Origin of the sequence: Actinoplanes ianthinogenes (assembly GCF_018324205.1) — a bacterium.
Taxonomy (GTDB): domain Bacteria; phylum Actinomycetota; class Actinomycetes; order Mycobacteriales; family Micromonosporaceae; genus Actinoplanes; species Actinoplanes ianthinogenes.
The window spans coordinates 5,856,076-5,869,710 of sequence record NZ_AP023356.1; the positions used below are offsets into that span (position 1 = coordinate 5,856,076).

The window sequence follows — 13,635 nt, forward strand, 5'->3', positions numbered from 1 at the left end:
GACGCCTCAGGCCACCCTAGTCGCTCGCCACCCGGGAGGTGGGGGACGGGACGGCGGCGCGCATCCTGAGCAGGCCGGTGAGGGACAGGGCGGCGCCGGTGGCGAGCGTCACCATGACGCAGGCGCGGGCCAGCCAGCCCGGGCCGACGGCCGGGACCACGGCCGCCAGGAAGGCGTCCGAGCTGCCGAAACCGGCGAACGCCGCGAGGACGAAACCGGACAGCGCCAGGTAGAACGGCGGGTGCCGCCAGGCCGCCCCGAGGGCCAGGGCGCCGGTCAGCAGGAGCACTCCGGACCAGCCGGCGCCGTCCAGGCCGCGCGTCACGGCGTACGTGAGGACGGCGAGACCGGCGAGGACCGCGAGGGGCGCGATCCACCGCGAGCGGAAGCGGACCAGGGCCGTCAAGGCCAGGCCGAGCAGGACCGCGCCCACCCACCACGCCCAGGTCACCGGCGGCGGCTCGTAGTCGAGCGTGCCCCGGATCTCGAAGACCCGGACCTGGTCGCGCAGCGGCACCGCCCACTCCCGCAGCCGGTGCGCGTGGTCAGGATCGGCCACCGCCTGGGGTGGACGGGTCGCGCCGAGCCAGTGGGTGCGCTGGTCGTGCCAGCGGACCGTGGTGCCGGTGGAGATCCGCTGCCAGGTCGGTGCGGTGGTCACGTCGGCGGTCGGCGGGACCGGGGTGTCGCCGGCCAGCGTCTGGTTGACGTAGGCGGCGGGGGAGGAGGCGTTCTGATAGACGCCGTCCGGGCGAACCTCCAGGTACGGCTCGCCGGAGTAGCCGAGGATCTCGATCGGGCGGCCGGTGTCGTTGGTCAGCTCGAGCCGGGCGCCACCCTCGACGGTGCGGACCGTGAGGCCGTCCATCGGGGTGCTGATCCCGGTGACGGTGGTCCGGTACGCCGTCACGTTCGCCCCCTCGCCGCCGTGCGCGAACGCGGGCGTGGCCGGCGCGACGATCGCACCGGCCACCCACAAGCTCAGGAGGACCCGCCTCACCCGGCCGCCTTGTCGATGGCCTGCGTGATGTTCTCCAGCGAGGGCTGCTCGACCTGGGTGCCGTTGACCACGACCGTCGGAGTGCCGTTGAAGTGGCGCTCGGAGAAGACCTCGGTCGCGTGCGTCGCCCATGGTTCGTAGGTACCGGAGTTCACCGCGTCGGCGAACTTGTCACCCGTCAGCCCGACCGATGTCGCCAGCTCGATGATCTTCGCGTTGGTGAGGCCGTCGCTGCCCTCCGCCGGCTGATTGGCGTAGAGCACGTCGTGGAACTCGGTGAACTTGCCCGCCTCACCGGCCGCCGCCGCTGCCCCGGCCGAGCGGGTCGAGTACTTCGTGCCGTTCGAGGCGCGGTCCAGGATCGACACCACGTGGTACCTCAGGGTGATCTTGTTGGAGGTGGCCATCTCGCGCAGCTTGGCGCCGCTGGCGGTCTCGAAGTTCTTGCAGTTCGGGCACATGAAGTCCTCGTAGAGGTCGACGACGACCGTGCCGGTGCCGACCGCGAACGCGGTCCCGTCGTCGACCGCGGAGCTCGGCGTGACCAGCTTGCCCTTGTCCTGCCCGGCGAGCGTCGAGTACCCGATGAACCCGGCGATGAGCAGCACCACGGCCACCGCCACCGACGTCCAGACGGTCACCTGCCGGCGCCGCTCGGCGGCCTTCTGCTGCACGACGATCCGGCGGGCCTTCTCCGCCCGGTCCCGGTTTCCCTTGCTCAAGACGACTCCCCCATCAACACGCCATCGATCGAGAACCGGGTCCGCGGCCGCCACAGCAGAATCCCGGCGAGCACCAGGAAACCGAGATCACGCAGGATGTCCAGGCCGTACGCGGTGTCCTGCCCGGCGCCGAGCTCGCCGCCGGTGCTGAAGCACCCGCAGTCGATGCGCAGCCCCTGGGACCAGGCCCAGGCGATCCCGCCGATGAACACCACGAGCAGCACCGCGGAGATCGCCGCGGTCAGCCGCGTGGCCAGACCGGCCAGCAGGAGCAGGCCCAGCGCGATCTCCAGGAACGGCTGCACGGCGCCGACCACCCGGGCCGCGTCGTAGGACATCACCTGGTACGCATTCACCGCCCGCGCCGACTCGGCCAGGTCACCGACCTTGGTGGCGCCCGCGATCAGCCACACGGCGGCCAACCCGAACCGGGCCAGCGTGGAGATCCACGGCCAGAGCGCGGCACGCGTGATGGTTTCCATGGTCACGCCTCGTTAGACGGAGGTGGTCGGTGGTCAGTTCCCGATCATCTCGCGTCTCAGCACATTCTCAGCTTGCCTGGGCTTTCGCCACCGCGGTGACCAGCTCGTCGCGGGCCCGGGCCACCCGGGACCGGATCGTCCCGACCGGCACCGACTCGACCTCGGCCGCCTCGGCGTAGGACAACCCGAGCACCTGGGTCAGCACGAACGCCGTCCGCCGCTCCTCGCTCAGCCGGCTCAGCAGGTCGGCGCCGCTCAACCGGTGCGCCGGATCGGGCGCCGGCGCCTCGGTGGCGGCCTGCGCGGCCAGCCGCACGTTCAATCTCCGCCGCCGGACCACGGCCCGCAGGTGATCGGCGCAGGTCCGCCGGGCGATGCCGAGCAGCCAGGTGCGCACCGTCGACCGGCCCTCGAACGAGTCCAGCGCCCGGAACGCCCGCAGATAGGTCTCCTGAGTCAGATCGTCCGCGACGCCCGGATCGACCAGCGCGGCGGTGAACCGCCACACCTCCGCCTGGGTGGCCCGCACGAACCCGGCCTGTGCGGCCGGGTCACCGTCGCGAGCGGCGAGCGCCAGCGCGGTGGTCTCGTCCGTCTCCTGCTCACCAGCCGTCACGACCCGCATCGTACGCGAACCGTCCGGGCCCGGAACCATCCGAACCTCACCGGCGACCACCCGCATGTGGTCGAACAGAACGTGATCAGAGAGCATGGCCGTCATGACCGTTGACCGACGCCGCGGCGCGACCGTTCTGCTCGGGCTGCTGATCGGCATGATCGGGGTGCTGCTGTCGGCCGTCCCGGCCAGCGCGCACGCCGTGCTGACCAGCAGCGACCCGAGCAACGGCACGATCGTGCCGGACGCCCCCAACAAGGTGACCCTGACCTTCAGTGAGTCGGTGCAGCTGATCAGCGGGAAGATCCGGGTGATCGCTCCGGACGGCTCCCGGGCCGACCAGGGTGATCCGACGGCCGAGGGCGGCCGGGTGACCATCCCGCTGCGCTCCGGCGGCGCCCGGGGGACGTACCTGGTCACCTTCCGGGTGATCTCGGCGGACAGCCATCCGGTGGGCGGCACGATCACCTACTCGGTGGGCGCGGCGTCGACACCGCCTTCGGCGGACGAGACCGCTGACGTCAAGGTGGACCCGGTGGTCCGGGCCCTGATCCCGGTGGGCAAATACGTGGGGTACGCCGGTCTGGTGCTCCTGGTCGGCCCGGTGCTCGTGCTCGCGCTGCTCTGGCCGCAGCGGCTGTCCCGGCGGGGGCCCGGCCGGGTGATCTGGACGGGTATCGGCCTGGTCATCGGCAGCACGGTGCTCGGGCTCTGGCTCCAGGCGCCGTACACGCTCGGCACCGGCCTCTTCGACGTCCGGCTCGGTGACCTGCGCGACGTGCTGGGCAGCACGTTCGGTGCGGTGATGCTGGTCCGGCTGGCCGTGGTGATCGCGGCCGCCTTCCTGCTCCGGCCGCTGCTGGTCGGCGCCGGCGGCGAGTCGAAGCTCGACCTGGCCCTGCTCGGCGTGCTCGGGGTGGCCGCGCTGGCCACCTGGCCGCTGACCGGGCACCCGACCGCGTCCCCGGTCCCGGGCGTCTCGGTGGTGCTGGACGCGCTGCACCTGGCCGCCATGGCGGTCTGGCTGGGCGGTCTCGTCATGCTCTTCGCGTTCCTGCTGCCCCGGGCCAACGCCCGGGAGCTGGGCGCGATCCTGCCGATCTGGTCGCGCTGGGCGGCCGCCGCGGTCGGCGCGCTGATCTTCGCGGGCGTGGTGCAGGCCCTGATCGAGGTCTCCACCCTGGACGGGCTGTTCACCAGCACCTACGGGCGGCTGATCCTGGTCAAGGTGGGGCTGGCCGCGGTGGTGATCGGGGTGGCGGCGTACTCGCGGAAGCTGGTCAAGGAGCGGTCCGCCGAGGAGTCGCCGCGCGGGCTGCGCGGGGTGGTGCTGGTCGAGCTGGGGATCACCGCGGTGGTGCTCGGGGTGACCGCGGCGCTGGTGCAGATCGCGCCGCCGCGTACCGCCGAGGCGGCGCAGACCACCGCGACCAGTCAGACGGTGACTCAGACGCTCACCGACAAGACCATGTCGTTGCAGGTGGACATCTATCCGGCCACGGTCGGGAACAACTCGATGCACCTGTACGCGTACACCCCGGACAACAAGCCGCTGCCGGTGGTCGAGTGGAAGGCGACCGCGGCGCTGCCGGCCAAGGGCATCGAGCCGATCGAGATCCCGCTGCTGCGGATCACCGACTTCCACGCGATCGGCGACATCGCGCTGCCGCAGGCGGGGGACTGGACGTTCAAGTTCACCGCCCGGACGACCGACATCGATCAGACGACGTTCACGATGACCGCCACGATCTCCTGACCCCGGAAAAAGCGATGGCCCGTTCCGTATCGGATCGGGCCATTGCCGTATCTATCGAGGGCTGCCTGCTCGTTTGACCATTTTGGGGCTATTTGCCTCGGTATGGTGCGCGCAGTGGGGCCCGAGAAGGGGGAATGAACGATGCGGCTGTTCCGGCCGGTCCTCGGCATGCTGCTACTGACGATCGGACTGCCCGCGCTGCTGGCCGGCGGGTGCCTGTGGGCCGCGCTGCGGCACCGCGACGCCGGTGGGGCGTTCAGCGCCGAGCTGCAGCGGCTCAGCGTGCCCGGGTACGCGATCGTCGTCCCGGACGTCGACCGCCTGCTGCGCGACGACGCGTCGTTCGCCCGGGTCGGCGGCACCGAGCTGCGGATCACCGCGCTCACCGACGAGGGCCCGGCCTTCGTCGGCCTGGCCCCGGCCGGCGAGGTCGAGAGCTACCTGCGCGGCGTCCCGCACACCGAGGTCCGCGGCGTCCAGGTCGGCACCGGCGAGCTGCCGATCACCTCGGCCCGGTTCGACGGCGACCGGTCGCTCCCGTCCGCCCCCGGCCACCAGGACTTCTGGACCCGCACCGGCGGCGGCGCACTGCGCTGGACCCCGGGCGACCTGACCGGCGGCTACAGCCTGGTGATCATGAACGCGACGGGCGGCGAGGGCCTGCGCCTCAACGGCACCGTCGAGGTCCGCCCCGGCTGGCTCGACCCGACCGCCTGGGGCCTGCTCTCACTCGGCGCGATGCTGGCCATGGCCGGCGTGATCGTGCTGGCCATGCCGGGCCGCCGCCGCGAGGTGGTCTACGTCGTCGAACCGAGCCAGGTCCCGGAGCTGATGCTGGCCATCGGCGCCCCGCTGCCGCGCCTCGGCCTGGAGTCCGGCGCCCGGCGCGCCCTGCCCGGCGCCGACCCGTCCGGCTTCGACGCCTTCGATCAGAACGTGGTCCGGACGCTCGGGCGGCGTGGCCCGGGTGGGCTGTTCGGTTTCGGTCAGGGCGGGGCTCACCGGCCGCGGACCCTGGCCGACACGCAGCCGGCCCGGCCGCCGGCGTTGCCGCAGTTCGCCTGGCCGCCGAAAAACCCCGGTGGTCCGGACCGCGCTTCCCTCCCGCCCTCTTCCGGTACGCCCACAGCCCCGCCCACGCCGTCGTCCGAGCCGGTCCCGTCCGCCCTCGCCACAGCCGGCCACGTGCCCGGCACTGCCGCAGCCAGCACCATGTCGGGCGGTGCCGCAGCGGGCGCCATGTCGGGCGCCGCCGTAGCCGGCACCATGCCGGGCACTGCCGCAGCCGGCGGCATGACCGGCGCCGCCTTAACCGGCCACCTGCCTGGCGCCGCGGACCCCGGCCACCTGGTCGGCACGACGCACGCCGGCATCGCGCCCGGCGGCATCACCCCGGTCGTTCCCGGCGCCCTGCCCATCCCGGCCACGGCCGGTCTGGCCGGCGCCACCTCGACTCCGGGCGCGGGAGCGGAGACGCCCGCGCCGGGCCGCCCGCTGAGCCTGCTCGGCGCTACCCCGGCGATGGACGAGGTGTCCGGGCCGCCCGTAGGCGCGCGCCCAGACCTGTCCGGCTCGGCTTCCCGCATGCGTTCGGATCTTTCCAACGCGGTGTCGGGCGCGAGCCCGGATCTGGCCCGCCCGGTGTCAGGCCCGCGCTCGGATCTGTCCAGCCCGGCTTCCGGGCCGCGCGCGGATCTGTCCAGCCCGGCGCCGGGCTCGCGCGCGGAGCGGCACCTTCGCCGTCGCCTCCCGGCCCCGACCGATTTGCCGGAGTTCCAGGCCACCGCGGTCGGCGCCTGGGTAGCCCAGACCGCGCCGGAACGTGCCCGCCAGACCGAGGCCCAGGCCGCCGCCGCACTGGCCGAGGCCGCCCGCCACCGAGCTGCCAAGCCAGCCGAGCAGCCCGCCGCCTCGACCGCTGCTGGCCTGGCCGCTGAGGCCGCTGGCAACCGAGCTGCCGAGCTGGCCGAGCAGCCCGCTGCCTCGACCGCCGCCGGCAGTGATGTCGCTGTGGCCGATCGTGCGGGTAGCGAGCGGGCTGCCGGCCTGGCCGCCGAGCCCGCCTTTGCCGCAGCCGACGGGAAAGCGGTCGACAAGGCCGGCCGGCAGGGGCCGGAAGCCGGACCGGCGCGCTCCGCCGAGAAGCCCGGAAGCGCCGGCGAGGAGCCGAGGCACCGGAAGAAGCGCGACGGAGATCGTCGTGGTGGCGTGTGGCCGGCGCCCGCGCCGCGCCGGGTCGCCCTGCTGACCGGCCCGGCCGCGACGGACTGGGCCGCCACCGGCCTGACCCGGATGGGCGGCAGCCGCCCGTCACCCAAGCCCAATTCCCCGAACGCGGAGGCGCAGAGTGCGTCCCCCGCACAGCCGAAGGCTCCGGCTGCTCCGGATGCGCCGGTTCTCGCGGGCCCGGCCGGGACGCAGCGTCAGGCCCCACCGACCTCGGCGGCGCAGGGTGCCGCGCGAGTAGCGGCGGCGTCGGGGGCCGCCAAGGTCGCCGCCGCCCAGGGCATCGCCAAGACCGCGCTGGCCGAGACCGGTGGCACGCCGAGCCCGCAGGGCCCGGTTCGCCAGCGGGCCGCCGAACCGGAGAGCACCACGACAACGGTCGCCGAGCAGTCCGAGGCGGCGGCGACCGAAAGCTCCGAGAACAAGCCGGAATGGCCGCCGGTCGGCGAGCCGTCCCGTCCCGCCACCGAGGACGCCGAGCCCGGCACGACGACCGACGACACGAACCCGGCCGAGCCGGCGACCGAAGACCTCGCGGCAGCCGGGTCGGTTGCTGGTGAGGCGGCGGTGGGTGAGCCGGTGACCGGGGATCTGGCAGCGGCCGGGCCGGTTGCTGGTGAGGCGGCGGTGGGTGAGCCGGTGACGGGGGATCTAGCAGCGGCCGGATCGGTTGCTGGTGAGGCGCCGGCGGATGAGCCGGTGACCGTGGATCTGGCGGCAGCCGGGTCGGTTGCTGGTGAGGCGGCGGTGGGCGAGTCGGTGACGGGGGATCTGGCGGTTGCCGGTGAGGCGGCGGTGGCTGAGCCGGTCACGGAGGACCCGGCAGTGGCCGCGCTGGCTACCGGTGATGCGGCAGCGGACGGGCTCGGGGGCGAGCGGCGGGACAAGGGCAAGCTGGGGGAGCGACTGGGGACGGAGAAGCTGCCGGACCCGTCGGCTGACGGCTCAGTGAGCGAGGGAGCAGCGGAGGTGAACGGCTCGGCGCCGGAGACGGAGACGCGGGAGGAGTCCAAGCCGCCGATCGTGCCGTTTCCCACTCGGCAGCCGGGCGGTCCGGCCGCGCCGGTGCCGACGGCCCGCACTGCCGAGTCGGCCATTGCCGCGTCGGCTGCTTCCGCGTCGGCTGGTTCCGCGTCGGCTGGTTCTGGGCCGGCTACTGCTGGGCCGGAGGCCGGTGAGTCGGTTGGCGTCGTGAAGCCGGCTGCGAATGTGGATGCGAATCTGGGCGCGCGGAAGGTTGGCGAGGAAGGCCGGGTTTCGATCCACGCGGTCGAGGCTGGACCGGTGGGGGAGGTGGCGGTCGGCGGGGCGGACGGTCGTACCGAAGAATCGGCCGAGACCGACGACCTGCCCGGCGGCGAACAGGTTGCGGCAACGCCGAAGGCGGCCGCGATGGCCGGGCCGACGCGAGCGCTCATGCCCCGGCAGCCCAGCGAACGAGCCGCCGAAGAACGGTCCTCGATCCACGCGGTCGAGGCCGCACCGATCGCCGACCAGCGGGCCGGCACGGAGCCGACCCAACCGGCCGACACGAAGACGGCTGCGGAACCGCGGGCCGATGTGAAGGCGGTTGCGGAACAGCGGGCCGACGTGGAGGCGGCCGCGGAACAGCGGGCCGACGTGAAGGCGGCCGCGGAACAGCAGGGCGAGGGGACACCCGCTACCGAGCAGCGTGTCGAGGCGGAAGCCTTGGCCGAGCGGCAGGTCACAGCGGATCGGGTTCCGGAGCAGCAGGTCAAGGCGGCCAAATCGGCCAAACCGGCCGTGAAGCGGGCCGCCGAGCCGGACCGCCCGCTGTCGAGGGCGAAGGACCGTCTCACCGGGGCCGGGCGGCAAAGCAGCGCTACCGGGGGTCGCAAGGTCCCGGCCGCCTGGATCAAGGCCGCCGAGACGATCGCGGCCCGCGCCGCGACCCGGACCGAGCCGACACCACCCGCTGCACCGGCCCGGCCAGCGCCTGCTGCCCAGTCCCAGGCTGAGGCGAACCCGGCCCAAGCGGTGTCCGCGCCGGCTGAGGCGGCGTCGGTTATGCCGGCCCGAGCGATGTCCGCACCGACCCAGGCGTCGGCGACGCCGAGTCAAGCGACGCCCGCGCCGGCTGAGGCCCCGGGTGGCGCATCGGGGCAGGTGGCGTCCGGCAGCGAGGCCGGGGTGACCCCGGGCGCGGAGGCCGGGGAGGGTTCGGCGGCGCGCAAGCCGCGTCCCCGGACCCGGACGCCGCGGGCCACCGCTGCCAAGCCCGCCGCGACGGAGAAGACCGAGGCGGCCGAGAGCGGAAAGCGGACCCCGAGTTACCGCGAGGAGGCGGCGGAGCTGCTGGCCGGCGGCACCGAACGCAAGCGCCGCACCACCCGGACCCCGGCCCGCAACCGCCCGAAGGACCAGACCGACGAAAGCTGACCCCGGTCAGGAGCACCGAGGGCCACCCGATCACCGGGTGGCCCTCGCCGCTTCTGCGGCCAGGATCTGACCGCAACGAGCCCTAGCGTCGGCTCCATGCCGACCCTCTCCACCCGTGTGCTGAATCGGACCTACCTGCGCCGGCAGTTCCTCGACACCCCATCCCGGGAGGGCGCGCTCGACGTCATCCGGCATCTGGTCGCGCTCCAGGGCCAGGAGAACGACAGCCCCTACCTCAGCCTCCGGGCGCGCGTCGCCGGTTTCCGCCTCCGGGATCTCACCGAGCTGCTGGAGAGCCGCCAGGTCGTCCGCGGCGCCCTGCTCCGGGGCACCCAGCACCTCTGCGCCGGCGCCGACTACCCCTGGCTGCGGCCGACGGTCCAGGTCGTACTGGAAAGGCTTGCCCAACGGGTCGGCGGCCCGGACCGGACCGCTCTCCTGGCGTCGGTCGGCCGCATTCTGGCGGCGGAGCCGCTGTCCCGTGCCGAGCTGGGCCGTCGCCTGGCGGCGGACTTCCCCGGCCACCCGCCGAACGACCTGGCCGTGGCCGCGCATCTGACGGCGCCGCTGCTGCACCCGCCGCCGTCCGGGTCGTGGGGTTTCCGGGGCCGGATCGGCTGTGTCGCCGCGGACGCCTGGCTGGGCCGGCCGATGGCCGTCGCGGACCCGGCGACGCTGGTCAGGCGCTATCTGGCGGCCTACGGGCCGGCGAGTGCCAAGGACGTGCAGACGTGGTCCGGGCTGACCCGGATGGGTGCCGTGCTGCACGAGCTCCGCGGCGAGTTGCGGGTGTTCCGGGACGAGAACGGCGTGGAACTGTACGACCTGCCGGACGCCCCGCTGGCCGACCCGGACGAGCCGGTCCCGGTCGTCTTCCTGCCCGAGTTCGACAACGCGGTGCTGGGTCACGCCGACCGCGGCCGGATCATCCACCCGGGTGACCGGGCGCTGGTCACCCCGGGCTGGTCGATCGTACGGCCGACCGTGCTGGTCGACGGGTTCGTCGCGGCGACCTGGGAGCGCACTGGTGGCGAGCTGCGGATCAGCCCCTTCACCGGATGGAGCGGGCCGGTGCGCGACGCGGTGATGGCCGAGGGGGAGCGCCTGATCGATGCCGTCGCCGCGGGTCCGGCGCGGGTGGTGGTGACGCCGAAGGGGCCCTCCACGCTGCCGACACGGAGGGCCCCTTTACCGGGGGGAACGGAGTAACCGAAGGGGGGCTTCGTCCGTTAAGTTCACTTTACCCCCTCAACCGACCAAGTGGGAAGCCAGCCCCCTAAAGCGGACAAACAACGCGAATGTTCGCTGTGGAGACACTCGCGTCGAACAACCGCGCCACTCCCGGCGTACGCTGTCCGAGTGGCGGATCTTCTGGTGTGGATCGACTGTGAGATGACCGGTCTCGACCTGGGCAAGGACAAGCTCATCGAGGTCGCGGCGCTGGTCACCGATCCCGAACTCAACGTCCTGGGCGAGGGTGTCGACCTGGTCATTCACGCGGACGACGCGGCGCTCGACGCGATGCCCCCGGTGGTCCGGGACATGCACGCGAAATCCGGGCTCACCGAGGAGGTGCGCCGCTCCGCGCTCACCATGAGCGAGGCCGAGGAGCTGATTCTGGCGTATGTGAAAGAGCACGTGCCGAACCCGCGGACCGCCCCGCTCTGCGGCAACAGCATCGCCACCGACCGCGGTTTCCTGGCCCGGGACATGCCGGCGCTCGACGCCCACCTGCACTACCGCATGATCGACGTCTCCTCGATCAAGGAGCTGTGCCGCCGGTGGTACCCGCGGGTGTATTTCGGGCAGCCGGCCAAGGGCCTGTCTCACCGCGCCCTCGCCGACATCCGGGAGAGCATCCGCGAGCTGGAGTATTACCGGCGCACCGTCTTCGTCCCGCAGCCCGGGCCCGATGTGGAGGCGGCCAAGGCGATCGCCGCGGAGCTCTGAGGTAACCCGCTCGACGGCACCCCCGGGCGGGCGGCTATGATTAGCCGGCACCACGGGGAAACTGCACCGTGCGGGCATGGTGGTCGTAGCTCAGTTGGTAGAGCACCTGGTTGTGGTCCAGGGGGTCGCGGGTTCAAGTCCCGTCGATCACCCCATGTGAAGTGCAGGTCAGAGGGCCTGATCGCGAAAGCGGTCAGGCCCTCTGCCTTTCACCTGTCCGATTCTGGGAGCAGATTGGGAGCGGACGCTCCCTTCGGGAGCGCCTTCAGGGCTGCGGCGAGCACCGGAACGGCCGAGGTGAGCGACAGTGCCGCGCGGGCCCTCAGCGACTCCTCCCAGCGACGTTGGAGCGCGCCGCGGATCTCGTCCAGCATCCGATCGGTGACGTGGCTGTAGATACCGCGCATGCCCGGCACCTCATGGCCCATCTGCCGCGACTGAGCCACGTACGGGATGCCGTCCTCGTCCATCCAGGTCTGGTAGCCGTGCCGCAGGCCGTGCGGGGTGAGGTCGAGCAGGACCGGCAGCCACGACGCCAGTCGCGTCTCGTCGGTCACCCGCGGGCGGCCCCGTCCTTGCGGCGGCTCATACTGCTCGCCAGGAACAGCGGCCGGCCACGCCGGCAGCGGCTTGCCCGGCCATGGGAACTGGTGGTCAACCAGCACCGGCATGCGAGGCCGGCGGGGGGCGCGCTGCGGGTACCAACCATCGGCGGCCGGACGGAAAATCCGCTCGCTGACATTGGAGCGTCGGTAGTGCGCGCCCTCGGCAGTCACGAATGCGTACTCCCCGCCCGTGCACCACGGAATCCGGCGCCCGTCATCCGCGCGAGGGAGGCAGGTGCACTTGAGTGGGATTCCGGACGCCAGATGATGTCGCAGCAGGCCGTTCAGAAACGGGGGAGTGGCCACTGTGCGCATCGAGCCGTCCTTGGGTCGGCCCCGGTAGAACCTGCCGTTGAGTTCGTACAACTTCCAATGCAAGTCGATAGCACCGGAATGGATGAGGTCCGGTGGTAGACCGAGCATTTCTCCCCACCGGCATCCGGTGTAGGCGAGGGTGATGACCGCGGTGAACATTGCATCGAGACCGGAAATGGTGGCCGCACGTTCGGCGATCAACAGCGCCTGTAGTGGAGTCGCCCACACCTTGGCGTCCTTCTCGACACGCTCGATACGGCTCTTTCCTTTCCTGCCCTTCCCCTTCTTTTTCGCGGCCGGGTTCAACGTCAGGTAGCGAGGAACGGTATCGGAAAGCGCGGCCGAGAGGGCACCGCGCGCGTTCGTGGCTGTCTTTTTCCCGAACCCGGCGGCAACGATGCTCTGTTCCCACTTGGAGATAGCCTGCTCGGTCAGGTCCATCAGCGGGTCTTTGCCGAACGTGGGAAGGATGAAGACCTCGAAGTGGTACCGGTAGTTGTCGAGGGTGTTGGGCTCCAGATCGAGGGCTGGGAACCACCTGTTCACCCAGTCGGTGAGGGTCATGCGAGCACCGCGCGGGTCGACGTATCGCTGTGCTCGGATGGCGGCCTCTTGGTCGCGTCCGTATTTCAGCGCGGCTTTTTCCGACGTGAATCCCGGCTGGGACTCCAGCGACCCGTCCGGGCCCCGCCAGCGAGCCCGGTACAGGTTTCCTCTTTTTTCCGCGTAGGCCACGTGTTGACTCCTTTTGTCGGTGAATTTCTTTCAGGCAGCAAGTTGGCTCTGTCGCGAAGTGCGAGGTGTGCGGGGTCGGAGCGGAACAACACGCGGATCAGCGGGCGCGGTGCGTTGCCGCTTTCTGCGCGGGATGATCGCTGCCGGTTCGTCCGACTCGCCTGTGCTGGGCACTTGCTCGTATTGGAAGAAAATGCGCCACAGGTGGTCGGTTGAGAAGTGGTAGGCGCCGCCCAGCTTGGAGAATGGAATCTCCCGGCTGGCGGCCTTCCTTTCCAGCCAGCTCTTCTTCACTCGCAGAATCTCGGCGGATTCGTCGAGAGTGAAGATTCTCGGAATGTGATCAGTGAAATCACGGGCTGGCGCGGTCATGCGGTCCTCCTGGAACGAATGCGAGCCGCGCGTGGAACGGCCCGTCAGCGCCCGTTCCACGCATGAGGGGTGTCGAAGGGACGGTGAGGGCTGCGGTGTGGCTGCGGGCCGTACAGCGACCCGCTGAGAGCGCCCCAGAGCCAAGATCTCGGACACCCGAGGGTTAGGCCATGGGCGTATGTGTCTGTGTGGCTCTCAGCGGGTCGGTTCGGTCGCGGTGACTTTGTGGGGCTGGATCGGCTGAAACATCTCCGCATCTCCGCAGCAGCGCGGTTGACCTGCGGTTTTGTGCTGCGGAGATGGTCGGATCGCATCTCCGCAGATCTCCGCATCTCCGCATGACCTTGAGAGCCTTTGATCGTGCGGAGATGCGGAGATGTGCGGAGATCCAACACCCGGTATCTCCGCAGCCTGTTTCTCCTGGTAGCTGCCACTTTCGGGAGGGCAGTGCGGAGA

Annotated in this window: 10 protein-coding genes and 1 tRNA gene; 5 read left to right on the top strand and 6 right to left on the bottom strand. The window is 71.7% G+C overall.

Features of this window, described 5'->3' with window-relative positions:
• Positions 1-16: 16 nt before the first annotated feature.
• The 4 genes from Aiant_RS26510 to Aiant_RS26525 all read right to left on the bottom strand — a co-directional run bounded on the left by Aiant_RS26510 (position 17) and on the right by Aiant_RS26525 (position 2,829).
• Complete coding sequence (locus Aiant_RS26510) at positions 17-1,000, bottom strand: hypothetical protein (RefSeq protein ID WP_189329535.1); 984 nt, start codon at positions 998-1,000, stop codon at positions 17-19.
• A complete protein-coding gene (locus Aiant_RS26515) occupies positions 997-1,722 on the bottom strand; it encodes a DsbA family protein (protein ID WP_189329536.1) in 726 nt (241 codons plus the stop codon). The genes Aiant_RS26510 and Aiant_RS26515 overlap by 4 nt, the downstream gene beginning before the upstream one ends.
• Positions 1,719-2,204: a MauE/DoxX family redox-associated membrane protein gene (locus Aiant_RS26520; RefSeq protein ID WP_189329537.1), complete on the bottom strand. Its 486-nt coding sequence runs from the start codon at positions 2,202-2,204 to the stop codon at positions 1,719-1,721. Before Aiant_RS26520 ends, Aiant_RS26515 begins: the two co-directional genes overlap by 4 nt.
• Before the next feature lie 67 nt (positions 2,205-2,271).
• Positions 2,272-2,829 (bottom strand): sigma-70 family RNA polymerase sigma factor, encoded by a 558-nt coding sequence (locus Aiant_RS26525; protein ID WP_229829934.1) that lies wholly within the window; start codon positions 2,827-2,829, stop codon positions 2,272-2,274.
• Between the two features lie 85 nt (positions 2,830-2,914).
• On the opposite strand from Aiant_RS26525, the gene Aiant_RS26530 reads away from it, so the two are divergent.
• The 5 genes from Aiant_RS26530 to Aiant_RS26550 all read left to right on the top strand — a co-directional run bounded on the left by Aiant_RS26530 (position 2,915) and on the right by Aiant_RS26550 (position 11,307).
• The gene (locus Aiant_RS26530; RefSeq protein WP_189329538.1) at positions 2,915-4,576 is read left to right on the top strand and encodes a copper resistance CopC/CopD family protein; all 1,662 of its coding nucleotides are present in this window, start codon (positions 2,915-2,917) and stop codon (positions 4,574-4,576) included.
• 141 nt (positions 4,577-4,717) lie between these two features.
• Positions 4,718-9,202: a hypothetical protein gene (locus Aiant_RS26535; RefSeq protein ID WP_189329539.1), complete on the top strand. Its 4,485-nt coding sequence runs from the start codon at positions 4,718-4,720 to the stop codon at positions 9,200-9,202.
• Between the two features lie 96 nt (positions 9,203-9,298).
• Positions 9,299-10,411, top strand: coding sequence for a winged helix DNA-binding domain-containing protein (locus Aiant_RS26540; protein ID WP_189329540.1), 1,113 nt, complete (start codon positions 9,299-9,301; stop codon positions 10,409-10,411).
• Positions 10,412-10,594: 183 nt separating this feature from the next.
• Positions 10,595-11,152, top strand: a complete 558-nt coding sequence (gene orn, locus Aiant_RS26545; RefSeq protein ID WP_229829935.1) for an oligoribonuclease — start codon at positions 10,595-10,597, stop codon at positions 11,150-11,152.
• 79 nt (positions 11,153-11,231) lie between these two features.
• Positions 11,232-11,307, top strand: a tRNA-His gene (locus Aiant_RS26550).
• A 54-nt stretch (positions 11,308-11,361) separates the two neighbouring features.
• On the opposite strand, the gene Aiant_RS26555 is transcribed toward Aiant_RS26550, so the two are convergent.
• Positions 11,362-12,807 (bottom strand): tyrosine-type recombinase/integrase, encoded by a 1,446-nt coding sequence (locus tag Aiant_RS26555; RefSeq protein WP_189329542.1) that lies wholly within the window; start codon positions 12,805-12,807, stop codon positions 11,362-11,364.
• Positions 12,808-12,837: 30 nt separating this feature from the next.
• Positions 12,838-13,239 carry a helix-turn-helix domain-containing protein gene (locus Aiant_RS26560; RefSeq protein ID WP_189329543.1) on the bottom strand — a complete coding sequence of 134 codons (402 nt, stop codon included), beginning with the start codon at positions 13,237-13,239 and terminating at the stop codon, positions 12,838-12,840.
• Positions 13,240-13,635 lie beyond the last annotated feature (396 nt).